Here is an 826-nt window from a genome sequence, read left to right on the forward strand (position 1 = left end):
GAAATTTTTACATCACCGACCTGTATGACTTTTTGACTCATCTATATACCCTTCTATTTACGAAGACTTATTTGTGAATGCGGCAGAAATGAAACCTTCAAACAAACCATGACCGTCTCGCGGCGTTGAAGTAAATTCCGGATGGAACTGACAGGCAACAAACCATGGATGATCCGGTGCTTCAACGACTTCAACTAATGAGTTATCTGCTGAACGACCAGAAACAATCAAACCGGCCTCTTCTAATTGCGGCAGAATATTATTGTTCACTTCATAACGGTGACGATGACGTTCAATGATCACTGGCTTGCCATAACTTTCGAAAGCCTTAGAACCCTGAACCAGATTACACTCCTGAGCACCTAAGCGCATGGTTCCGCCCAAGTCTGAACCCGCATCACGTTGCTCTACAGCTCCGCTGGCATCTTTCCATTCAGTGATCAAACCTACTACCGGGTTTTCGCAGCCTTTATCAAATTCAGTACTATGCGCATCAGCCAAACCAGCGACATGACGAGCATATTCAATGACAGCAACCTGCATACCTAAACAAATACCTAAATATGGAACCTTGTTTTCACGCGCAAACTTAACTGTCTGAATTTTACCTTCAACACCACGATTACCAAAACCACCGGGCACTAGAATTGCGTCCACTGACTCTAGAACGGCAGTACCTTCATCTATAATTCTCTCGGAATCAATATACTCAATATTAACCTTGGTGCGCGTACGAATTCCTGCATGCTTAAGCGCCTCGATTAGAGACTTATAAGCGTCAAGTAATTCCATGTACTTGCCTACCATGGCAATGGTTACTTCGTTT

The 826-nt window shown here is 43.7% G+C and carries 1 protein-coding gene; it reads right to left on the reverse strand.

The annotated features are described in order from the left end of the window. Positions 1-57: 57 nt before the first annotated feature. Positions 58-826 (reverse strand): CTP synthase (locus A3757_RS24400; protein ID WP_082872189.1); only part of this gene is annotated, 769 nt, incomplete at its 5' end.

The sequence above is a fragment of the Oleiphilus sp. HI0117 genome (assembly GCF_001635235.1).